Origin of the sequence: Enterobacter sp. BRE11, from assembly GCF_031844285.1 — a bacterium.
GTDB lineage: Bacteria > Pseudomonadota > Gammaproteobacteria > Enterobacterales > Enterobacteriaceae > Pantoea.
On record NZ_JAUZUX010000004.1, the window covers coordinates 185,064 to 206,375 of the forward strand.

Sequence of the window (21,312 nt, forward strand, 5' to 3'; positions counted from 1 at the left end):
GAAAGCAGGCGGCGGAAAAAGGCGGCGGCTCTCGCCGCCGTCCGTAGGCGGCCTACCGCGCCTGCCAGCCGCCGCCCAGCGCACGATACAGGGCGATTTGTGCCAGCAGCAGGTTATTTTTCACCGAGACCAGGTTGAGCTGGGTGGTGAACAGCGTGCGCTGCGCGTCCAGCTCGTCAAGATAGGAGGCGTAACCGTTTTGATAGCGATTGCGGGCGATGCGCAGCGCCTCCGAAACATACTCCTCCTGCTTCTGCAGCTCCGCCAGTTGCGCCTGCCCCTGCTGAATGGCGTCCATCGCGTCGTTCACCTCCGAGAAGGCGTTGCGCACCACTTTCTCATAGCCGTAAAGCGCCTGGTTGCGCGCCGCCATCGACACATCCACCTGCGCCGTCAGCGCTTCGCGGTTTAGCAGCGGCGCCAGCACGCTGCCGCCGATGCTCCAGAGGCGAAACGGATGGTCGATCAGCTGATGCAGTTCGCTGCTTTGCAGGGTGCCGCTTGCGGTCAGGTTGAGCGACGGCAGCAGCTTCGCCTGCGACGAGGCGAGCGTGGCGTCCGCCGCCAGCAGCAGGCGCTGCGCCTCAATGATATCGGGCCGCCGGTTGAGCAGCTGCGACGGCAGTAGCTGCGGCATCTGCTGCGGCATAATTTGATTGAACTGCGGGCGACGCGCAATCTCGCGCGGGTTCATCCCGACCAGAATGCTCAGGGCGTTCTCCTGCTGGGCGATCTGATGCCGGAGCTGCGGCACCTGCGCCTTCGCCGTCTGGAACTCGGACGCCGCCTGCATCCACTCCAGTCGCGAACTATAGCCGGTTTCGAACTGGCGCTGCGCAAGCTGCAGCGAATTGCCGCGCGACGCAAGCGTCGCCTCGGTCACGCGCAGCTGCTCATCCAGCGCCACCAGGCTCAGATAGCCCGACGCGACCGAGCTGGCGACGGTCAGCTCCGCCGCCGCCGCCGCCGCGCGCTGCGCCTCCAGCGACGCTTCGCTGGCCGCGATGCTGCTGCGGCGCGCGCCCCACAGGTCGACATCGTAGTTCGCCTGCAGCAGCCCCTGATAGACGGCGCTCTCATAGGGCTGGCCGGTAGCGGCAGAGAGCGCGCGCTGATGCGTCGCGCCGACGCCCGCGCTCAGCGTCGGGAAGTTATCGCCCTGCGCCGCGCGCAGTTCGGCGCGATACTGTTCGACGCGCGAACGCGCCGTGAGAATATCGAGGTTATGGCGCAGCGCCTGCGTCACCAGCCGGTTAAGGTTGTCGTCGCCAAAGGCGCGCCACCACTCCGCTTCCGGCGCGGCGGCGGGTCCAGCCTGGTTACGCCACTGCGGCGGAATCGGCAGCGACGCCGGCGCTTTCTCTACCTCGGTGGCGCAGCCGGCCAGCGCGAGCGCCGCCAGGCCAGCGCACAACAGCCGCCGCATTATTTCACCGCCTTGTCGCGCGGTTGCGCGGCGGTATCGATGCTGACCTCCACCGACATGCCGGGGCGTAGCTCGCGCATATCCTCCGCGTCAATGGCGATACGCACCGGGATGCGCTGGGCAATTTTAACGAAGTTACCGGTGGCGTTATCCGGCGAAATCGCGCTGAATTCGGAGCCCGCCGCCGGGGAGATAAATTCCACATGGCCGCTAAAGCGTTTGCCGTTAAGTGCGTCAACGGTGAACGTCACCGGCAGGCCCGGTCGGATATCCGCCAGCTGCGTCTCTTTCAGGTTGGCGATAACCCACTTATGGTCCGGCACCACCGAGGTCAGTCGCGTACCCGCAGTGACATAGGCCCCTTTGCGCACCGAAAGCTGGCCGAGCTGCCCGGCATCCGGCGCGGTAATACGCGTATTCGCAAGATCGATCTGCGCCAGCTCCAGCGCCGCCTGGGCGCTGGCCACGTCCCCTTCCAGCGAGGCGCGATTAACGATCGCCGTTTGCAGATTCTGCTGCGCCACCGCCACCTGCGCCTCTGCCTGACGCACCGCTGCCTGCGCCTGCGCGTTGGCGGCGCGCGCCGCATCGCGTTCACGCACCGAGAGCGAGCCGTCGGCGGCGAGATTTTCCACGCGCTTCAGATCGAAGCCCCCTTTCAGCGCCTGGGCTCTGGCGTTCTCCAGCGCCGCCTTGTTGCTGGCGATGGTGGCCTCCGCGCTGCGGCGCTGCTGCAGATTGTTGCTGAGCGCCGCCTGCTTCATCGCCAGCTGTGCCTGCGCCTGATGCACACGCTGCCGATAGATGCGATCGTCGATAGTCATCAGCAGCTGCCCTTTTTGCACCGGCTGAAGATCCACTACCTCCACCGAGGTGAGATAGCCATTGACCTGCGGGCTGATAAAGGTGACCTGACCGCGCACATAGGCGTTTTCCGTACTCTGTATGGCGCTGGTAAAGGGCCAGAGCTGCCAGGCGTATAAAATGATCAGTACGCCAAGAATGGCGATGCCGCTTCCCGCCGCAATAGAAAGAATGCGCCGCCGGTTGGCGCGCTCGCGCTCCGCCGCCTGAAGTTCATCCTGCTGACTCATCGTGACTCCGTAGGTGCTTGTGACGCTGCCGCCAGACGCTGCTCCATCAGATTAAAGCGCGCCTGTCGCCAGTTGAGATATCGCTGACGAGAGAGACGCCACAGCGCCCACATCAGGGTAATGAGCGCCAGCGCCGCCGTCAGTAAATAGGTGTCGTTATAGGCCAGCACGTTCGCCTGCAGCGTTGCAACGCTCTGCAGCTGGCTGGTGCTTTGCGCGCTCAGCAGCGCAGGATCGCCCAGCTGGCTGTTGAACAGCGCGCCGTACTGGCTGAGGCGCTCCGTAACGTTGGGGTCGAGCAGCGAGAGCTGATCCCCGATCAGGCTGGAGTGGTACTTCTCGCGCCAGACCTGAAAGGTGCCGAGGATGGCAGAGCCGATCAGACCGCCCAGGTTCTGGCTCATGCCGAACAGCACCACGAAGCTCACCAGATTTTTCGGCTGCGTCACCACGCTGCCGATGCCGATCAGCATCGCGGGCGCCATAAAAAAGGTGCTGCTGAAGCCGAGCAGAAACTGGCTAATATACATATTGTTAGCGCGCGTGACCGGGCTGGCCTGCGCATCCATCAGCGAGGCGACGATCATCACCGCCAGCGAGGTGACGATCGGCCAGTTGAGGTGTGCGGGCCGGATGGTCAGCGCGCTGGTGGCGATGCCGAGCGTCATGCCGCCGATAATCGCCAGCGACAGGCCGCGCATCTGATCGTTAAGCAGCCCCAGCTGCTGCAAAAAGCCGACCGCGCCGGTATTCTGCTCCGCCAGCACGATGCGTATCATAATCATCACGATGCCGAGACGCACCATGTTGCCGCTGCTGAGCCAGCGGGTATTGATCAGCGGATTTTTCCGGTTGTGTTCAATGACGATCGCCGCGACGATCAGCACCAGCGCGAGCGCCAGGCAGACGCCGAGCCAGGGCGTGGTAAACCACCATTCGATGCGCCCCAGAGACAGCACGCCGCAGAGCAGCGCCATGCCCGGCGCCAGCAGCATAAAGGTGACGAAGTCGAGCTTTTCAAAAGCCTTGATGCGATCGCCCGGCGGCAGCTTCACCACCAGCACGCAGCCCAGCGCGATCATCGCCAGACCCAGCTCAAACAGATAGAGCCCGCGCCACTCCTCCAGCTGCAGTAGCTCGGACGAAAAAAGCCGCGCCATCGGAATAGCGAACTGCGAGACGGTCAGACCGATCACCAGCGCCTTCAGCCGATGCTTTGCTGGCCACGCCTGCACCTGATAGTAGATCCCCAGCGAACTGAGCGCGGCGCCCGCCATGCCGTGGGCGGTGCGCACAATAATCGCCGAGCTGAGATCGTTGGCAAAGAGATGGAAAAAGGCCACCAGCACATAGAGCACCAGAAAGGCCTCGGTAAACACGCGCAGGCCAAACTGCTGGCGAAACTTCACCAGCAGCAGGTTGATAGAGATGTTGCCCATCACGTAGACGGCGGGCAGCCAGGCGATTTCACTGGACCAGGCGCCGAACGTGCCCTGAAGGTTGGTCAGATTGGCGGTAACCAGCGCGTTGCTGAGCGCCCCGGTAAGCGAGATCAGCAGGCCAATCAGGCCAAAGGCAATCCGCTTCGGCGGCGAATGAATCGGGGTTGAGGGCGATCCCGGCAGCATGGGTTTTTCATGCGGCAACCATTCGCGCTGCGCGTAGGGATTGCGTCGTGCCACCGCTACATATTTCCCATACGCGTCAGCAGCTGTTGCAGCACCAGTTCCGTGGTCGCCAGCGCCTGCGGATCGATATCGCCGAGCAGATCGGCGCGCAGTGCGTCTGCCTCGCTTTTCACTAAGGCGAATGCCTGATTGCCCTTTTCGGTCAGCACCAGGTGGCGCTTGCGGCGATCTTCCGGCGGCTGCACGCGCGTCAGCAGCTCCTGTTTCACCAGACGATCGATGAGCGGCACCATGCTGGCATCCTCAAGACCGAGCATCTGCGCCAGCTCCGTCTGGGTCAGCGGCCGCGTTTCGCTGGCGATAAGGCCGATCGCCATCCAGCTGCTCATGCTCAGGCCGCTGTGTTTAAGGTGACGATCGACGGCCAGCCGCCACGCGTGTGCGGTCTGGTAGAGAAGATGAGTAAAGGTTTTATAGTGCAGAGTCAAAGCGTAGCGACCTGATTATTAGGGTTCTAACTAAATGAATGCGTTATTATACGCTGAGCAAATTGCTAATGAAAATAGCACATGACGTTAAATAATGACGCCTGTATCGTCGGGATTTAGCGTCATATTACTCCCCGGACGGGGTAAAACTGGAGCGACTATGGCTGACTGCAACGGTAACTGGGTAGATTTGCGCCGCGACGCCTTGCACGGCATCGAGACAATCCGCGCACATTTCACCGGCCACGCCTACGATCCCCACTGGCACGACAGCTATCTGATCGGCGTGACGGAGCAAGGCGTGCAGCAGTTTCACTCGCGCCGTAAACAGCATCGCAGCCGGCCCGGCACGGTATTTATGCTGGAGCCGGAAGAGCTGCACGACGGCGACGCCGTGGATGCGCAGGGTTTTACCTATCGTTTGCTCTACCTCTCGCCGCAGCAGATGGCGCAGCAGCTGTCGCCGCTCTGCACCGCTGGCCACGGCGGCGAACTCCGCTTCGCCGCCACGCTGCGCGACGACCAGGCGCTCGCCTGGACCGTCTGGCACTGCTTCGACGCGCTGTGGCACGACCATCCGGCCTTGATCAAAGAGGCCACGCTCGACCGCCTGTTCCTGCAGCTGAGCCAGCATCCGCTCTGGCGCAGCGAGCTGCTCGCGGCGGATAACGATCGCCGGCTGGCGCAGCAGGCGCGCGACTGGCTTATCGCCCATCATGCGCTTAATCCAGGTTTACAGGCGATGGCCGAGGCGCTGCAGGTGGATCGCTTTCGCCTTTCCCGCCTGTTTCAGGCGCAGTGGGGCCTGCCGCCGCACGCCTGGCTGGTGCAGTGGCGCTTATCCCAGGCGCGCCGCCAGCTGGCGGCGGGCATCCCTGCCGCCGACGTCGCTGCGGCGCTGGGCTTCGCCGATCAAAGCCATCTGGGCCGCTGGTTTAAGCGCGCCTGCCATCTGACGCCTGCGCGCTACCAACAGGCCTGCACAAATCTTCCAGACGCGGGCTAAAGACGCGGTCACAATGCGTTTTTTCTGTCTGGAGAAGTGCTATGCAAGACCCTCGTTGCGTCATGATTTTGCAAAACGATCTCGCCCCGGGTAAAGCCGCCAACGCCGCAGCGGTTATCGCGCTGACGCTCGGCCAGCGTCACCCCGCACTGGTCGGCGAGGCGCTACAGGACGCCAATGCCTGCTGCTTTCCCGGCCTTATCCCGGTCGGCATTCCTGTGCTGGCGGCCACCCATGCCGAAATGGATGCGCTGCGTGCAAGCTGTGCCGAACTGGCGTGCGATCTGGTGCTCTTTCCTGAGCAGGGTCAGACCACTACCGACTATGAGGCCTTTTGCGCACAGATGCGCCAAATCCCGGCCAGCGAGTGGCGGCTGTTGGGTCTGGCGCTGGTCGGCGAGAAAAAACAGGTTCGAAAGCTGACCTCAACGTTAAAGCTTTTTAGCTAAACAGGGGCGGGAAAGACCCTGTGCTTTTTCATATGGCTGTACACGCGTCTCATTGTACAAACAACCTGTACAGCTTTGATGGGCAAGGTACAACTATATGTTACTGATAATTAACATATAGCACAAATTGCTTAATATTAGACTTGTGTCTGTACACCTTCTTTGTATAACTTTACGCCCCATGAATCGGATAACGATTCCGTAACGAATGATGCGTTTGCGTCGCCTCTGAAGGTGTCAGTGGATTTCCACCTTCAGAGGTCTTTTTTTGATGAGCTGGCACCCTTTACATCTGTCCATGTAAGGGGATTTTCATCGTTAATTGACCTGGTATTCAATTTGAAAGCCAGAGCTAGTTTAGGGCTGACACATGCAAGACGCTGTTTCGCAAACCGATAAAGAGATGGGCGATCGCTTTAACGCAGCAAGCAACACCACCGTTAGCGAGATGGAAATGCTGGGTTTAGCCATCGCGGAAATTCTTCAGGCAGGTAATCCTGTTAGCAATAAAGCGATTATTGCAAAACTGATCCACTGGCTGGAGCTGGAGTCGGATCCGGCGATGCTCGATATCTATCGTCAGCTGCTGGAGCGGGTGGTGCATAAAACCCCCGACGATTTAACGGTATAATTCTGACTCCAGGGATGGAGTTATCCTGCCCGTTCCGCCAGTCATCGCTGGCAAAATATCCTTTCAGACAGTACTCTCTCCAGCTTAATTTTTGCTGCACGCTCCGCGTCTGTTGCGAGAGCGAATAATCCAAAAGAGCCTGCAAGTTTATGAGTCAATCGAATGACGTTGCCCCATCTGTGGACAGCGACCTGAGCATGGGACGCGTGCTGCGTTCCCCCGCCCTGCTCACCCGCGAGTGCCTGGCGGGCGTGATCACCGCGCTGGCGCTGATCCCAGAAGTGATCTCTTTTTCCGTCATCGCCGGCGTCGACCCTAAGGTCAGCCTGGTGGCGTCCGTCGTGCTCTGCCTGACGCTCTCAATACTGGGTGGACGTCCGGCGATGGTCACCGCCGCCGCCGGTTCGGTGGCGCTGGTGATCGGCCCGATGGTGCATACCCACGGCGTGGCCTATATTCTGCCCGCCGTGGTGCTGGGCGGCGTGATTCAGATCCTGTTCGGCGTAGCGGGTCTGGCGCGCATGATGCGCTATATTCCGCGCTCGGTGATGCTCGGTTTCGTTAATGCGCTCGGCGTGCTGATCTTCTTCGCGCAGGTGCCGCATGTGTGGGGGCAAAGCTCGCTGGTGTGGCTGCTGTTTGCCGTGACGCTGGCAATCGTTCTGCTGCTGCCGCGCCTGCTGAAAAGCGTGCCCTCCCCGCTGGTCGCTATCGTGGTCGTTACCGCTGTCGCGCTGCTGATGGGCTGGCGCGTGCCCAACGTGGGCGACGAAGGCCCAATGAGCGCTGGTTTGCCCGGTCTCAATGCGCTCCAGGTGCCGTTAAGCCTGCAGACGCTGCAAATCGTTTGGCCGACCGCCCTCAGCATCGCCTTTGTCGGCCTGATGGAGTCGCTGCTCACGGCTAAGCTGGTGGACGATCTGACCGATACGCTCTCCAGCAAGCGTCGCGAGTCCTGGGGATTAGGTGTCGCCAACATTTTCGCCGCCTTTTACGGCGGCATCGCCGGCTGCGCAATGATCGGCCAGACCATCGTCAACGTCGAGTTGGGCAAGGCGCGCACGCGCGTGTCGACCCTGGTCGCCGGGCTGGTGCTGCTGCTGCTGGTAACTGGCCTGAGCGCCGTCATGGCGCAGATCCCGATGGTTGTGCTGGCGGGCATTATGATGGTGGTCGCGGTCAAGACGGTGAACTGGCACAGCCTGCAGCCCGCCACGCTCAGGCGCATGCCCTGGTCGGAAACGCTGGTGATGGCGCTGACGATTGGCGTTACGGTATGGACCGGCAACCTGGCGCTGGGCGTGCTGGCGGGCGTGATCGCCGCCATGATGCTGTTTGCGCGTCGTATCGCCCACGTGATCCACGCCGAGCGCGAAGTCAGCTCCGACGGCCACTCGGTGCGCTATCGCGTGCGCGGCCCGCTTTTTTTCGCCAGCAGCAACGATCTGTTTGAACACTTCGATTACGGCCATGACCCTAAACAGGTCACTATCGATCTGACTGAGGCGCAAATCTGGGATGCCTCGTCGGTGGCCGCGCTTGATGGTATTGAATACCGCTATCAGCGCCACGGTGCGCAGGTAACGATTGTGGGTCTGGACACCCGCAGCAGCGATTTTCATCGCCGTCTGACCGGCAAATTCGAATGATTTACGGCTGATGATGGCGATGCGGCGGAGGCCGCATCGCCGTTAAAATGGTCAGGCCTGCCGACGCGCCTTGAAACGCACAATGAGCGTGGTCATCGCCTGATAGATGACGCCTGCGTAGAGGCTTTGTAAGATCGCCATCCCTGTTTCCATCCCCTCTTTTTGCCAGAAGCAAAACCACATAAACAGTCCCCACAGCAGGGCAAACAGTAGACAGCCTTTTATAAATTTCATGACGCCCTGCATCTCGCTTCCTTTTTGTCTCTGCAGCCCGTGCCGCATTGTCGAGGCGAGAAAGTAGCGCATCGCGCGGCGATTTGCATTCCTGGCTGCGTCAGATGAGAGGCGGGTCAACTTTTACCGCCATGCACTTATTTATGCGTCCAAAGCTGGTGCGCTGACGCTGGCCTGCTACGCTTTAATTTCATTGCATTTTCATGCTTTCTTTTTCAATACCGGAGAATGAGGTGGCAACGATGAACAACGTGAAAAAAGGGATCTGCATTACGCTGGCGGTGCTGGCGCTGGCGGGCTGTATGCACCGCAGCGATGCGATTAAATCAGATGGCCGTCCTCATGCGCCAAGCGGTCAGTCGTCGCCGGGCGGCACGCTGGGCTCAGGTCCGGTTGGACAGCCGCAGTCGTAATGAAAAAACCCGGCCAGCGCCGGGTTTTATTTTACCGTTACCGATCTCCTCATGGGCGATGTCCCGGCATAAGGATGTCAGGATAGAACGGATATAGCGCATCATTAGTGCACAGAATGATTGAGCAGCTCCATCGCCGTTTTATACACCAGTTCAGGTCTACCATCGGGCAACATCACCTTAATCTTTTCTTTTAGCGCACAGTTAGTTAACGGTTGACCATCGGCCAGCAGCTCAAGCACGGCCTGCCCAAACATCAAACGACACACATGAATAGCATCTTTAGCGTATTTCGTTTCCATCATAACCTCCCCTGTTGGTGAGGAAGTAAAGTAACGCGATTTACAGGAACGCTTATATTGATTAGCTGGCGGGACAATTCCGAAACAAAAAAACCGCCCCGAAGGCGGTCACGACAATGCTTACTACTGCTTTTTCTAATTTGGTTTTTCTAAATCGACAGATAGGGCACCCGGGGCGGGACTTGAACCCGCACGACCATAAGCCGAGGGATTTTAAATTGCGTGGCAAAACATTATTTATCAGGAAGATAAGTTAATTCTGACTAACATTTTCCAAAAGTTTCTACCAGTTATGATGGGCTTTCTGGCGTGGATATAATCCCATGCCAGGTAAAATTTGGAAATATTTAATCGTAATGGCGCATAAACATTCAATTGAACGAGCCATTTAGATGTTTACATGACACACAGGCGCCATTATTGTTTAATCAGTAAAGTTACAATGGCCAAAGGGACTGGGTTATGTATTACAGCAATGAAGTGATAAGTTTTCTACAGGCAAATAATATACTTGCGTCAAAACTCGACCACGTATTAACAGGCGCTGGAAAAAAGGTATCTAATCAAATTGATATGATTGGGGCGGGCGCAAAGCGTGCTCTTTTTTACACATCCTGCTTCACTGAAGAGTATCAGGATGTCTGTATTCAACAAAAAAATGAAGATATTCGCTTCCAGCGAGGCATATTACATCTATTCCAGCACGGCAATGTTGTCTATGACATGCTAAAAATTTATTTCGCAGAAATATTCAGATATAAAACAAAAGATCAATTAGAATACATAAAAAAAGGTTTGATGGCGGTCAACGTTCACATTGCTGCCAGCTATCTAACAAGTGCGGGGATGGCCCTGGCTGTAGCCACTACAGTTGCTGTTGGATTGAATTTAAGCCTTAACATGAGCGCGTTAATCGGTGGAAAAGCTGCCGGCCTCGCTGGCATTGCTGGTATCTATGGAGTAGTCCAAAAAGCTGCGGATAGCGCACGTCGACTGCATTATACTGGACCTGGTTATTATGACGCACTATATACTCAAGAACTGGAAATGATGTTTTTCCTGATCGAACCTTTATTTGATAGAGCGCAAGCGTTTAATATAGGAACATCAGATCGGGATGTAATCAGCATCATTCAAAAGATGATTGGGTGATTTAATAAATGAAAAAAATTCTTAAAATTTCTATAAAGGCATTTTTCAAAACCTCTCTTACTTACTATGGCCCTGCCGCATTAACGGTGATTTTTTCATTCACTCTTTTACATTTTTTTCCAGACGGCCCTTTATGGCCAATACCGGTATTTATCATATTGATAACGATTTTTGTAAAATGGTAACCTTTACAACATATTTATAAGGAAATTATACATGGCTACTCCAGCACATTTATGGCTAGAAGATGAAAACGGCTCCCCTATAGTCGGTAGCTGCATGATGCCACTTCGGTTAGGCTCCATCGAGTTAAAATCATTCTCTCGTGGTGTCACTATTCCGGTAGATCCCAGCTGGGGAAAACTGACAGGTACGCGCGTTCACCAGCCTATAACGATAGTCAAAGAATTCGATCAGACTACGCCGCTTCTTTACCGTGCCGTATGTCAGGGCCGCCCTATGAAAAAAGCGACAATAAAAATGTATCGTATTTTGGAATCGGGTATCGAGTCTGAATATTTCAATATCATTTTAGAAAACGTTAAAATCACAACGGTTTCCCCGTACCTTGCCCCTAACGGCATGAGCAGTACCCACCTGGAAACACTGGAATTACGTTATGAGGCCATTACATGGAAATACACGGATGGAAATATCATTTTTCGGGATTCATGGAATGACCGTTGCTGTGCATAGAAGGCCACACTAGACTAAATAGAAGAAAAAAATGCCCGGCATTAGCCGGGCTGGTGTTGGCAGATCAAAAGTAAAACCAAAACGTTTTATAAAATTTTATTATTACAAGTATCGTTATTATCCAGGCTATCACATATCCCGTTATTACCAACTTCCATCAATGCCCTGCCGCCCCGCGTTTATCGCGGGCGGACAAAATATAAGTTTTACCCTGCCGCCGGGGGCTCCATATCACTCTGCCCTCTCGATTCGCCGTTGCCTGCCGTCTGGGCAAAAAGATGTACTGGAGCTCACGCGCGGCCAGCTGCTGGAGGAAGGGATTTTTATTTGCCAGCATAAAACTAACAAAAAGCAGATTAAAGCATGGTCGGATCGACTGCGTGCGGGGATCGCCATGGCCGAAGCGTTGCCGCTTAAACCTAGACTCAGCAGCCTGTATGTCCTGCATCAAAGCACCGGCGGCAAATACACGCACGACGCTTTCCATAGCGCCTGGGCAAAAGCGCGCTCAGCAGCATCTGCTGTACACGCTGAACGTCAGCTTGATTTCACATTTCACGATATCAAGGCAAAAGGCATATCGGATCTGGATGGCACGCTGCGGAAAAAGCAGAATATTTCCGGTCATAAATCCATTTCGCAAACGGCGCGCTACGATCGCAAAGTAAAGATAGTGCCGGTAGTCGGTACTCAGTGAGAGTGAATTTTTAGTCAGTCAGCAAAAAATGATGTTAGGCGGAAACGGTAAGCACAAAAAAACCGCCCCGAAGGCGGTCACGACATTGCTTACTACTGCTTTGTTTTAATTTGGTTTTTCTAAATCGACAGATATGGTGCCCGGGGCGGGACTTGAACCCGCACGACCATAAGCCGAGGGATTTTAAATCCCTTGTGTCTACCGATTTCACCACCCGGGCAGGGTATAAAGTGGAGGCGCGTCCCGGAGTCGAACCGAGGTGGACGGATTTGCAATCCGCTGCATGGCCACTCTGCCAACGCGCCTTTATCCGCTGTGCCGTCAGGGGTTCCTGACCTGCAAATCTGGAGCGGGAAACGAGACTCGAACTCGCGACCCCGACCTTGGCAAGGTCGTGCTCTACCAACTGAGCTATTCCCGCATTGTTCAGCAATCTAATGGAACTTGCTGATTTTGCTTATCTTCTGGCAGCCTCGCTGCCGTTCGATGCGATGCATTCTACTGACCTGACGCACTGAGTCAACAGAATTATCTTCACAGTGCGTCCGTTTGCTGCTTTTTAAGTCGCTTCGATCAGCTATCGAGCAGATCGCCGCGCGCAGCGCTCAAATACTGAAACATTGACCAGAATGTCAGCACAGCGGCGATATAAAGCGCTACCACGCCCACGGCGATAACCGTGGTATCGGGACGCCACAGCAGCGCCACCAGCGAGAGCATCTGCGCTGTGGTTTTCACCTTGCCGATCCAGGAGACGGCGACGCTGCTACGCTTGCCAATCTCCGCCATCCACTCGCGCAGCGCGGAAATAATAATTTCGCGCGCAATCATGGTTGCGGCTGGCAGAGTAATCCACCATGAATGAAAGTATTCCGCGACCAGGACCAGCGCAATCGCCACTATCACCTTATCGGCCACGGGATCGAGGAAGGCGCCAAAGCGCGTGGTTTGCTTCCAGCGACGGGCGAGAAAGCCGTCGAACCAGTCGGTTACCGCAGCGACCACGAAAATCAGCGCGGTGGCGAACGGCGCCCAGTAGAATGGCAGATAGAAAGCCAGCACAAAGAAAGGAATCAGGACGACTCGAAACAGGGTGAGACACGTCGGAATGTTAAATTGCATATGCCGGTAACTGTCTGGAATGGGTAGAATTTCCCCTATGTTCCTACATTGCCTCACCTGTTTCAATGCTAGTGTTTTAGCGAATGGTATATTTTTTCCGCCAGCGCGAACGAAATGCCGGGTACATTGGCAATCTCTTCCACCGTGGCATTCATCAAGGGTTGCAGGCCGCCCATATACTTAAGCAGCTGCTGGCGACGTTTTGGGCCAATCCCTTCGATGCTCTCCAGCGCGCTGGTATTCTTTACTTTCGCCCTTTTTTTTCGGTGGCCCGAAATTGCATGATTGTGAGCATCATCACGAATATGCTGGATAACATGCAGCGCTGCAGAGTCCGGCGGCAGCGAAACGCCCTCGCCTTCCGCTTCAAAAAAGAGGGTTTCGAGGCCCGCTTTACGATCGCTCCCTTTCGCCACGCCCAGTAAAATCGGTCGCGATTTATCCCATTCAACGTCCAGCTCGGCAAACACCTGCTTTGCCTGCGCCAGCTGTCCCTTGCCGCCGTCGATTAGAATGACGTCAGGTATTTTGTCCTCTTCCAGCGCTTTGCCGTAGCGGCGTCGCAGCACCTGATTCATCGCCGCATAATCATCGCCCGGAGTGATGCCGTCAATATTGTAGCGTCGATAGTCGCTGCGCAGCGGCCCGTTGGCGTCGAATACCACACAGGATGCGATGGTCTGCTCGCCCATGGTGTGGCTGATATCGAAGCACTCCATGCGGTGGATTTTGTCCAGCTCGAGAAACTGCGCCAGCGCCGCCAGCCGCTGCTGGATAGTGGAGTGCTGCGATAGCCGCGTGGTGAGCGCCGTCGCCGCATTGGTGCGCGCCAGCTTAAGGTAGCGCGCGCGGTCGCCGCGCGGTTTGCTCTGGATGGTCACGCGTCGACCCGCCAGCTCGCTCAGCGACGCGGCAAGCAGTTCGCGCTCCGGCAGGTCGAAGTCCAGCAGGATATCGCCTGGCAGGGTGCGCGCTTCGCTGCCCTGCAGGTAAAACTGGCCGACGAAGGTTTGCACTACCTCTGCCAGCTCGGTATCGGCCGGGACTTTTGGGAAGTAGCTGCGGCTGCCCAGCACTTTGCCCTGACGAATAAAGAGCACGTGCAGACAGGCCATGCCGGCGTCATAGGCCACCCCTACTACATCCAGATCGTCGCCCTGATTAGAGACGAACTGCTTTTCCGTGATACGGCGCACCGCCTGAATCTGGTCGCGCAGACGCGCCGCCTCTTCGAAGCGCAGCCCGAGGCTCGCCTCTTCCATGCGCTTCACCAGCATGTTCAACACCTGGTCATCTTTACCGGCGAGAAACAGCCGCACATATTCCGTCTGCTGCGCATACTCCTCTTCGCTCACCAGCCCCGCGACGCACGGCCCCAGGCAGCGTCCAATCTGATACTGCAGGCAGGGTCGGGAGCGATTACGGTAGACGCTGTTTTCACACTGGCGAATCGGAAAGACCTTTTGCATCAGCGCCAGGGTTTCACGCACCGCATAGCCATTCGGGAACGGGCCGAAATATTCGCCTTTCGCGTGTTTTGCGCCGCGATGGTAGGCCAGGCGCGGATGCGTATCGCCGCTAAGAAAGATAAACGGATAGGATTTATCATCGCGCATCAGCACGTTGTAGCGCGGCTGATAGAGCTTGATGTAATTATGCTCGAGCAGCAGCGCTTCCGTTTCAGTGTGCGTAACGGTGACGTCTATATGATGGATGTTGCTGACCAGCACCTCAGTCTTTCGACTGCCGACATGGCTGCGAAAGTAGCTGCTGAGGCGCTTCTTAAGATCTTTGGCTTTTCCTACATAGATCACGGTGTCCGAAGCGTCGTACATGCGGTACACGCCCGGCTGGCTGGTCACCGTGCTGAGAAAGGCTTTGGCGTTGAAAACTTCACTCACTACTGATTAACGGCTCCGCATTGAACAGGCCATGTCGAATGGCCAGATGCGTTAACTCTACGTCGCCGCTGATGTTCAGCTTGCTGAACATGCGATAACGATAGCTGTTAACGGTTTTAGGACTGAGATTGAGCTGCTCGGAAATTTCCGTCACCTTTTGCCCTTTGGTGATCATCAGCATAATCTGCAATTCCCTTTCCGACAAACAGCTGAAGGGCGATTCCGCTTTTTGCGGCTCAATTTGGCTCAGCGCCATCTGCTGGGCGATATCGGAAGCGATATAGCGCTGGCCTGCGTGCACGGAACGAATAGCGTTTACCACTTCCTGCGGCGCGGCGCCTTTGCTGAGATAACCCGCCGCACCCGCCTGCATCACCTTCGCGGGCAGCGGGTTTTCGGTGTGGATAGTCAGCATGATAATTTTGATATCGGGATTGAAGCGCACAATTTTGCGCGTCGCTTCCAGGCCGCCAATGCCGGGCATGTTCATATCCATCAGGATGACATCGACCTGATGTGCCCGACACCATTTCACCGCGTCCTCGCCGCAACAGGCCTCTCCCGCGACCACAAGACCTTTCATATCCTCCAGTATGCGTCGAATACCGGCGCGTACCAGTTCATGGTCATCCACAAGAAGAACACTGATCAACGGGGAGCACTCCGCAAGCTAAAATGAGGGATAATTCTGATAATGAATCCGCGCATGATACCTGCTTTTCATCCTGATGAACATCAACAGCCTGAATGTTTGACCGTATTCAATGATTTACATCAAGGCTTTCCAGACCACCTGTTAAACAGGCATGCCGTATAAATTATGATTGCCCTGTCAATTATTTTTATCGTTTAATTTCAAACGGTTAAATTATACCGCAGGCAAAATATCGATCTACGTCTAATTGTTGCACCAGCAATCGGTGAAAATTATTCACCTGCTGCTTTAAATCATCTCCTCTTGATGAATCAACCGCGCTGACGCTTCGCTTGCGCAGCTAAATAGCGTGCTGTGATATACTGTTGCACGGCTGTGCGGAACATGCCGGCACGATCGATTAACCCCCAAGGAGAACACGATGAGCGATGAAGAGTTTGTGACCTCGCACGATACGCTAAAGCTGGCTGATGAAGTCGCCTGTTTGAAAATGATGGTGACGCTGATTCTGAAAGGAATGGGCCAGGCAGACGCCGGCAAAGTAATTATTAATATGGAACGCTACGTGCAGACCCTGGGTGATAAGCCGCAGGCGGAAGTGTTTAGCAATACCATTAAACAGATTAAAACCGCTTATCGTCAGTGATGCCTTCGCCCCCGCCTGACGCGGGGGCGCGCGCTCAGGTGTGCGACTGCCAGTTAACAGAAACACCCAGTGACGGCAACACCTCCTCTGGGCTAAAGCGTCGCGTCCCGCGATACTTTTCTGCCAGCGCAGGCTGCGTCACCGGAATACGAATGGCGAACAGGTTGTCCTCCGACTGAATCAACCCCGGCGTGAGCGGCTCATAGGCGACCTGATGATCCTCAAACATCTTCTCCAGCATCGGCGTCGCCGAACTGATCAAATACTCCATGCCGTTGAGTTCGGCGAGCTGTACGGCGTGCCATAAGAGGTTGAACGGCAGCTCAGCGTCCACTTCCAGCTTCGCCGAGAAGCGCGACATCTCCCACACTTTTTCATGACTGAACGGCACGACCAGCCCTTCGCTCTGGGCGGGCTCATGCCACGGCATCAGCCGCGCGCAGCCGCTAATGCCGTCGCGCGCGCTCCATGCCAGTAGCCAGATGACATCCGAACGATCAAAACGGTCATACTCCTGACCCGGCGTGCTGAGCCGCGGTGGAATTGACCAGCCTTCTCCACGCGCAAATACGCTATAACGGTAGCTGCCCAACTCGGCCAGCAGAGAGGACGGCATATCCTTGAACTGGGTTTGAATTATTTTCATCATGCGCCCCTGACATCCTCATGTTTGCACTGATTTACGCTACGCCTGCCTGGCAAAGTCCTGGCGCAGGGTAGACAACTACTTTCGGCAACGTAACTACTAAATTTAGTAGTTGCCTTTTTCTATATCAGACCAATCGCCGCCGCATAACAGGCAATTTGGGTTTTATTGGAAACATTAAATCGCTTTTGCATATTCTTTTGGTGAAAATTTACCGTATGCTGCGAGATAGCTAAAATGAGCGAAATTTCAGCCGAGGTTTTACCCTCCGCGGTCCATTTCAAAATTTCCAGCTCGCGCTGACTAAAATCATTTTTTAGCACCATTAGCGCATCATCGGAAAAACGCTGGAGCGCACGCAAACTCAGCTCCGCGAGAAAGTGCAGTTTCACTTCCAGCTCGACGTGCTGATGCTGCGTCCTGCTTGCCAGGCGGGATGCTATAGATAATATACCAATGGCGCGATTTGATGCCATGGCGGAGCAGGAAAATCCGCTGTTCAGCCCGTGCTCCTGTGCCTCTTTCCACAAATCCCCGGCATTGGTGAAAAGGTCGTGCGTCCACTCGAGGCCGCGTCCGGGCTGCTGGCATAGCGTTAACACGGGATCGAGAGCATAATAGTTTTTTTCTTCATAGCGTTTAATCCAGGCAGGCGGATAGGTGCTATGCAAAAAAATACGCGGCCGGGTAAAAGGCACAGGATGCTGAATCAAAAAGGAATAGCTGTCGAACCCTAATGACACGACCTGTGTCTGAATAAGCGTCTTCAATTCTTCTGTTGAAGTGAGAGCCTGAAATTCTTTTTCCGTCTCTCGGCGCCAGACGAAATAATTTTCGTTAGTCATATTGCCTCGGCGTTATCCTCACGCTGACGCGTCTGGTTATTGAGGTTGTGCATTTAAAAAAATTAATTTTATAAGCGAAAAAAGTTTTGTTGAGAAAAAAACAGGCATACCAGTAAAAACCACGTCACGTCCGGTTGTGCGTGTTTTACTTAAAACATATTTTCTGCGCCTGTCGAAAGAGAATCTCATTCTCAGCAGTAGCGCCGCTGAAAAAACAGAATAAGATTTTTCTTAATGAGATTCAATCTGCAGCACAACAATAAATTCTTCACCCATCGGCCATCATTCAGCATCGCTATTAAGTTAAATTAGTTTAGATCCGCAATTTATTTGTAAACATAGAGTTAAGGTATTCTAAAGCGAAAACGCCGGCAGGGGTGGAAATGCGTGCTTTTTTTGCCGGTTCGCTTAAGCATCGATTGCTGCCTTGTGTTGCAATTGGGCTAAGCTTAGCCATAGACGCTTTATCGACGCCTTTCGCGCGGCATGCAGGCCTCTGGCTGCCTTCGGCCGTTGTTACGGATGCGCTTTTTACCTTTGCAGGTGGGAAACACTATGTTGAATCAGCTGGCATTGCCCTTCCTGGTATTAGGAGCCTGTACCGCTCTGATGATCCTTAAGGATATATTCCGCCATCCTCATCCTGTCGGGATAATGAGCATTATCTGGCCTCTGACCGGACTTTACATGCCGTTCTTTGGCTGGCTAGCCTGGTGGTATCTTGGTCGAAAACCTTCGCGTCATCTTAAACTTGCGCTATTGGTTCCGCAAAAAATTCATCAATACGCTGGCTGGCAAACCATATTTATTACCACTTCTCTCTCTGCGGCAGCCTGCCTTTTTAGCGAACTGATTACTATTCCGATTATCACCCTGCTAAACCACTCTCATTTTGCTACGCCGATCTGGATGCAGGCAATTATCTGTCTGACTATTTCTCTGATTAGCGGTCTTTTTTTACAGTTTATGGCGATCAGGCAGCGCGAAACATTTTCCATATGGCGCGCCTTGCTGATCGCCTTTCGCACCGAAACGTTCCCGCTGCTGGTTTATCAGGCGGGTATTTTCCTCTTTATGAGCCTGGCCCTAAAATTTGTGCTTCATCAGCAGATTAATCCGCTGACGGCGGCTTTCTGGTTTATGCTGCAGCTCGGGATGCTGACCGGATTTATATTCTCCTGGCCTGCCAATCATTTCCTGATTAAACGTGGGCTGAACCCGGCAGTCTAATTCAACGACAATATCCGGTTCCGCGCATACCGAAATGAAAATGGCTGGCATGCGCGGCGTTATAATCTGGTCCCAGCGCATTGCCAAAGTTATTACACCCCTCCTGCCAGAGCTGATGCAGCAGAGCCGACTTGTTTTCCGGCTGTGTCCAGTTTTTCCCCACTTCAAGACGTTGTCCATCGACCAGATGAAAGCCGGTAACGTCCCAGGCATCCGCAGTCGCATGCTCGCTTAAGCGCCCTTCAGTGCGGTGATAGATATTGCGGCAGGCGTAGCTGCCGACATGGTTGATGCGCGTCAGCGATGCGCCAGACTGCGCCAGACGCTGCTGGCTGCGCAGCACAAACATCGTGCTGGCGACGGCCATTGGGCAGCTGGCGAGAAAGCTGCTGCTCAGGCTGACCTTGCCGAACCGCTGGATGCGCAGCGGGTCAGGCAGCGGGCAGGCGCCCGTAACGGCGGGACGCGCGCTAAACGTCACCAGGCCCGCCAGCTGCGCGCGGCGCATCACGTCGAGACAGGCCGCGGGATCGCCAGCCAGCCGCTTGAGTTTGTAGCGCGTCATCCAGCCGGGCGAATCGGTGACCGCCAGCGGCGTAAAGGGATTGAACGAGGGCGGCAGATGCTGTTTTAGCCACGGCAGACTCCACCACCCAACGGCGATGAGTACCAGTAGCAGAATAATCGTACGCATTCTCCCTCTCGCAGCAGCTTGATTTAGAGAACAAAAGTGTAGAAGCTACGCGCCGGTTTAGCGTCGGAAACGACGCTTTTCGCTTAAAACAGCTGCGTTGTGCCGCAAGTTTGTGCTGCGTAAAGATTTTCTGACATGTTAATAAGACGTAAAGGTCGCATTTGTACAAAAAAATTAGCGAGCTTTTGTCTTATTCCTCTATCTTATGCCCACTTGCCTCCAGGTAAGCGATCGCAAACAGCCAGCAGAGCTGACACAACATCCAGACAGGAAGAACGATTTTATGGTTGATCAAATAAAAGAAGCCGTTGCCGGGCAGGAGAATCCTGACAAGCTGCGGCGTAATCTGCATAACCGTCATATTCAGCTTATCGCCATCGGCGGCGCCATTGGCACCGGCTTGTTTATGGGCTCCGGCAAAACCATCAGCCTGGCGGGCCCGTCGATCATTTTCGTTTATATGATCATCGGCTTTATGCTCTTTTTTGTTATGCGCGCGATGGGCGAGCTGCTGCTCTCCAATCTGGAATACAAATCGTTCAGCGATTTCGCCGCCGATCTGCTTGGCCCCTGGGCGGGCTACTTTACCGGCTGGACCTACTGGTTCTGCTGGGTAGTGACCGGCATTGCCGACGTGGTGGCGATATCCGCCTATTTCCAGCTCTGGTTCCCCGGCTTTTCCGTATGGATGAGCGCCCTGCTGTGCGTCTTCATCTTCCTTGCGCTGAATATCGCCACGGTCAAAATGTTCGGCGAGATGGAGTTCTGGTTCGCCATCATAAAGATCGTCGCCATCGTGGCGCTGATTATTACCGGCATCGTGCTGGTGACCCTGCACTATCCGTCGCCAGGCGGCGGCACTGCGTCCCTGAGCAATATTTGGGATCACGGCGGCCTGTTCCCGAAAGGGCTGAGCGGCTTTTTCGCCGGTTTCCAGATTGCGGTGTTCGCCTTTGTCGGCATTGAGCTGGTCGGCACGGCGGCGGCGGAGACGCACGATCCCCATAAGGTGCTGCCGCGCGCCATTAACGCCATTCCGCTGCGCGTGATTATGTTCTATGTGCTGGCGCTGATGGTCATCATGGCGGTGACCCCCTGGACGCAGGTGCTGGCGGATCGCAGCCCCTTTGTTGAGATGTTCGTGCTGATCGGCCTGCCGGCGGCGGCCAGTATCGTGAACTTTGTGGTGCTGACCTCAGCGGCCTCTTCCGCCAACAGCGGCATCTTTTCCACCAGCCGTATGCTCTATGGCCTGTCGCAGCAGGGCGTGGCGCACCGCGCCTTCGGTCGACTCTCCGCGCGTGCGGTGCCGACTGCCGGACTCTTTTTCTCCTGCCTCTGCCTGCTTGCAGGCGTCGCGCTGATTTATCTGATCCCGGACGTGATGACGGTGTTCACGATGGTGACCACGGTGTCGGCGATCCTGTTTATGTTCGTCTGGACCATTATCCTGTGCAGCTATCTGGCTTACCGCAAGAAATATCCGGAGCGCCACGCGGCGTCGGGCTTTAAGATGCCGCTTGGCAAGTTCATGTGCTGGGTGGTGATGGCGTTCTTCGCCTTCGTGCTGGTGCTGCTGACGCTGCAGGAGGATACCCGTCAGGCGCTGATGGTGACCCCGCTATGGTTTGTTATGCTGACCATGGGCTGGCTGCTGCGTCGTCGCGCCGCCCGATAAGCGGTTTGCCTCCTCGTTAACGCGCGAGAG

General features: G+C 55.5%; 23 protein-coding genes and 3 tRNA genes. 11 read left to right on the forward strand and 15 right to left on the reverse strand.

Features of this window, described 5'->3' with window-relative positions; all coding sequences use genetic code 11:
• Nucleotides 1–52: 52 nt before the first annotated feature.
• From Q9R34_RS06060 to Q9R34_RS06075, 4 genes are read right to left on the reverse strand one after another with little or no spacing between them, the layout of a single operon-like run.
• Complete coding sequence (locus tag Q9R34_RS06060; RefSeq protein ID WP_485892786.1) at nucleotides 53–1,426, reverse strand: efflux transporter outer membrane subunit; 1,374 nt, start codon at nucleotides 1,424–1,426, stop codon at nucleotides 53–55.
• Entirely contained in the window at nucleotides 1,426–2,520 is a 1,095-nt protein-coding gene (locus Q9R34_RS06065; RefSeq protein ID WP_434124617.1) for an HlyD family secretion protein, read from the reverse strand. The genes Q9R34_RS06060 and Q9R34_RS06065 overlap by 1 nt, the downstream gene beginning before the upstream one ends.
• The gene (locus tag Q9R34_RS06070) at nucleotides 2,517–4,202 is read right to left on the reverse strand and encodes an MFS transporter (RefSeq protein WP_485892787.1); all 1,686 of its coding nucleotides are present in this window, start codon (nucleotides 4,200–4,202) and stop codon (nucleotides 2,517–2,519) included. Before Q9R34_RS06070 ends, Q9R34_RS06065 begins: the two co-directional genes overlap by 4 nt.
• A 2-nt stretch (nucleotides 4,203–4,204) precedes the next feature.
• Nucleotides 4,205–4,636, reverse strand: coding sequence for a MarR family winged helix-turn-helix transcriptional regulator (locus Q9R34_RS06075; protein ID WP_434124615.1), 432 nt, complete (start codon nucleotides 4,634–4,636; stop codon nucleotides 4,205–4,207).
• A gap of 160 nt (nucleotides 4,637–4,796) precedes the next feature.
• On the opposite strand from Q9R34_RS06075, the gene Q9R34_RS06080 reads away from it, so the two are divergent.
• The 4 genes from Q9R34_RS06080 (at nucleotide 4,797) to Q9R34_RS06095 (ending at nucleotide 8,371) form a co-directional block, all read left to right on the forward strand.
• On the forward strand, nucleotides 4,797–5,642 hold the full coding sequence (locus Q9R34_RS06080) for an AraC family transcriptional regulator (protein WP_485892788.1): 846 nt from the start codon (nucleotides 4,797–4,799) through the stop codon (nucleotides 5,640–5,642).
• Nucleotides 5,643–5,683: 41 nt separating this feature from the next.
• Nucleotides 5,684–6,091 (forward strand): DUF2000 family protein, encoded by a 408-nt coding sequence (locus Q9R34_RS06085; protein WP_485892789.1) that lies wholly within the window; start codon nucleotides 5,684–5,686, stop codon nucleotides 6,089–6,091.
• A 370-nt stretch (nucleotides 6,092–6,461) separates the two neighbouring features.
• Nucleotides 6,462–6,722, forward strand: coding sequence for a biofilm/acid-resistance regulator YmgB/AriR (locus Q9R34_RS06090; RefSeq protein WP_434124612.1), 261 nt, complete (start codon nucleotides 6,462–6,464; stop codon nucleotides 6,720–6,722).
• A 149-nt stretch (nucleotides 6,723–6,871) separates the two neighbouring features.
• Nucleotides 6,872–8,371 carry a SulP family inorganic anion transporter gene (locus Q9R34_RS06095; RefSeq protein WP_434124611.1) on the forward strand — a complete coding sequence of 500 codons (1,500 nt, stop codon included), beginning with the start codon at nucleotides 6,872–6,874 and terminating at the stop codon, nucleotides 8,369–8,371.
• 51 nt (nucleotides 8,372–8,422) lie between these two features.
• Here the strand turns inward: Q9R34_RS06095 and Q9R34_RS06100 are convergent, their stop codons facing one another.
• Nucleotides 8,423–8,617 carry a DUF6404 family protein gene (locus tag Q9R34_RS06100; protein ID WP_434124610.1) on the reverse strand — a complete coding sequence of 65 codons (195 nt, stop codon included), beginning with the start codon at nucleotides 8,615–8,617 and terminating at the stop codon, nucleotides 8,423–8,425.
• Nucleotides 8,618–8,847: 230 nt separating this feature from the next.
• Between Q9R34_RS06100 and Q9R34_RS06105 the strand changes: the two genes are divergently transcribed.
• The gene (locus Q9R34_RS06105) at nucleotides 8,848–9,018 is read left to right on the forward strand and encodes a hypothetical protein (protein WP_033751084.1); all 171 of its coding nucleotides are present in this window, start codon (nucleotides 8,848–8,850) and stop codon (nucleotides 9,016–9,018) included.
• A 104-nt stretch (nucleotides 9,019–9,122) separates the two neighbouring features.
• On the opposite strand, the gene Q9R34_RS06110 is transcribed toward Q9R34_RS06105, so the two are convergent.
• Nucleotides 9,123–9,323, reverse strand: coding sequence for a hypothetical protein (locus Q9R34_RS06110; RefSeq protein WP_434124609.1), 201 nt, complete (start codon nucleotides 9,321–9,323; stop codon nucleotides 9,123–9,125).
• 459 nt (nucleotides 9,324–9,782) lie between these two features.
• Between Q9R34_RS06110 and Q9R34_RS06115 the strand changes: the two genes are divergently transcribed.
• The 3 genes from Q9R34_RS06115 to Q9R34_RS06125 all read left to right on the forward strand — a co-directional run bounded on the left by Q9R34_RS06115 (nucleotide 9,783) and on the right by Q9R34_RS06125 (nucleotide 11,865).
• Complete coding sequence (locus Q9R34_RS06115; protein WP_485892790.1) at nucleotides 9,783–10,472, forward strand: hypothetical protein; 690 nt, start codon at nucleotides 9,783–9,785, stop codon at nucleotides 10,470–10,472.
• A 216-nt stretch (nucleotides 10,473–10,688) separates the two neighbouring features.
• On the forward strand, nucleotides 10,689–11,168 hold the full coding sequence (locus tag Q9R34_RS06120) for an Hcp family type VI secretion system effector (protein ID WP_485892792.1): 480 nt from the start codon (nucleotides 10,689–10,691) through the stop codon (nucleotides 11,166–11,168).
• Nucleotides 11,169–11,199: 31 nt separating this feature from the next.
• On the forward strand, nucleotides 11,200–11,865 hold the full coding sequence (locus Q9R34_RS06125) for a site-specific integrase (protein ID WP_485892793.1): 666 nt from the start codon (nucleotides 11,200–11,202) through the stop codon (nucleotides 11,863–11,865).
• Nucleotides 11,866–11,999: 134 nt separating this feature from the next.
• On the opposite strand, the gene Q9R34_RS06130 is transcribed toward Q9R34_RS06125, so the two are convergent.
• From Q9R34_RS06130 to uvrY, 6 genes are all read right to left on the reverse strand, one after another.
• Nucleotides 12,000–12,085: transfer RNA gene (locus tag Q9R34_RS06130), tRNA-Leu, on the reverse strand.
• A gap of 11 nt (nucleotides 12,086–12,096) precedes the next feature.
• Nucleotides 12,097–12,170: transfer RNA gene (locus tag Q9R34_RS06135), tRNA-Cys, on the reverse strand.
• Between the two features lie 40 nt (nucleotides 12,171–12,210).
• Nucleotides 12,211–12,286 (reverse strand) — tRNA-Gly (locus Q9R34_RS06140).
• Between the two features lie 152 nt (nucleotides 12,287–12,438).
• The gene (pgsA, locus tag Q9R34_RS06145) at nucleotides 12,439–12,987 is read right to left on the reverse strand and encodes a CDP-diacylglycerol--glycerol-3-phosphate 3-phosphatidyltransferase (protein ID WP_485892794.1); all 549 of its coding nucleotides are present in this window, start codon (nucleotides 12,985–12,987) and stop codon (nucleotides 12,439–12,441) included.
• A 68-nt stretch (nucleotides 12,988–13,055) separates the two neighbouring features.
• A complete protein-coding gene (gene uvrC / locus Q9R34_RS06150) occupies nucleotides 13,056–14,888 on the reverse strand; it encodes an excinuclease ABC subunit UvrC (protein WP_485892795.1) in 1,833 nt (610 codons plus the stop codon).
• The gene (gene uvrY / locus Q9R34_RS06155) at nucleotides 14,881–15,540 is read right to left on the reverse strand and encodes a UvrY/SirA/GacA family response regulator transcription factor (RefSeq protein WP_485892797.1); all 660 of its coding nucleotides are present in this window, start codon (nucleotides 15,538–15,540) and stop codon (nucleotides 14,881–14,883) included. Before uvrY ends, uvrC begins: the two co-directional genes overlap by 8 nt.
• A 424-nt stretch (nucleotides 15,541–15,964) precedes the next feature.
• Between uvrY and Q9R34_RS06160 the strand changes: the two genes are divergently transcribed.
• Nucleotides 15,965–16,189 (forward strand): DUF2594 family protein, encoded by a 225-nt coding sequence (locus Q9R34_RS06160; protein WP_033751095.1) that lies wholly within the window; start codon nucleotides 15,965–15,967, stop codon nucleotides 16,187–16,189.
• A gap of 34 nt (nucleotides 16,190–16,223) precedes the next feature.
• Here Q9R34_RS06160 and Q9R34_RS06165 read toward each other — a convergent pair whose 3' ends face one another.
• Both Q9R34_RS06165 and Q9R34_RS06170 read right to left on the reverse strand, forming a co-directional pair.
• Nucleotides 16,224–16,835: an autoinducer synthase gene (locus Q9R34_RS06165; protein ID WP_485892798.1), complete on the reverse strand. Its 612-nt coding sequence runs from the start codon at nucleotides 16,833–16,835 to the stop codon at nucleotides 16,224–16,226.
• A gap of 122 nt (nucleotides 16,836–16,957) precedes the next feature.
• The gene (locus Q9R34_RS06170; protein WP_434124604.1) at nucleotides 16,958–17,680 is read right to left on the reverse strand and encodes an autoinducer binding domain-containing protein; all 723 of its coding nucleotides are present in this window, start codon (nucleotides 17,678–17,680) and stop codon (nucleotides 16,958–16,960) included.
• A 555-nt stretch (nucleotides 17,681–18,235) separates the two neighbouring features.
• On the opposite strand from Q9R34_RS06170, the gene Q9R34_RS06175 reads away from it, so the two are divergent.
• Nucleotides 18,236–18,910, forward strand: a complete 675-nt coding sequence (locus Q9R34_RS06175) for a DUF4396 domain-containing protein (protein WP_485892799.1) — start codon at nucleotides 18,236–18,238, stop codon at nucleotides 18,908–18,910.
• A gap of 1 nt (nucleotide 18,911) precedes the next feature.
• Here Q9R34_RS06175 and Q9R34_RS06180 read toward each other — a convergent pair whose 3' ends face one another.
• Complete coding sequence (locus tag Q9R34_RS06180) at nucleotides 18,912–19,604, reverse strand: extensin-like domain-containing protein (RefSeq protein ID WP_485892801.1); 693 nt, start codon at nucleotides 19,602–19,604, stop codon at nucleotides 18,912–18,914.
• A 283-nt stretch (nucleotides 19,605–19,887) separates the two neighbouring features.
• On the opposite strand from Q9R34_RS06180, the gene cycA reads away from it, so the two are divergent.
• Entirely contained in the window at nucleotides 19,888–21,282 is a 1,395-nt protein-coding gene (gene cycA, locus Q9R34_RS06185; protein WP_485892802.1) for a D-serine/D-alanine/glycine transporter, read from the forward strand.
• Nucleotides 21,283–21,312: the final 30 nt, after the last annotated feature.